The organism is Sodalis-like endosymbiont of Proechinophthirus fluctus, assembly GCF_001602625.1.
Lineage (GTDB): Bacteria > Pseudomonadota > Gammaproteobacteria > Enterobacterales > Enterobacteriaceae.
Window position 1 is genome coordinate 1,134 of record NZ_LECR01000004.1, and the last position, 224, is coordinate 1,357.

A 224-nucleotide genomic window follows, 5' to 3' on the forward strand; every position below is an offset into this window, starting at 1 on the left:
GAAAACGTCCAATCGAAAACGATAAAATTGAATTTGGACGTTATTTTCGAGGCAATTTAATTGCCGCGAATTCGATTTAATTCGCAAAACTTTTCGTCATTTCTCAAATTAAATTTATTTTTCTTTCACGGTCGACAACTCTCGAGCTTAATTTAGCTTAATGAAGCTTACCGGTATCGAGCTTCACCTGAAGCGGGATCGAAAATTATTTTATTTATAGTTTG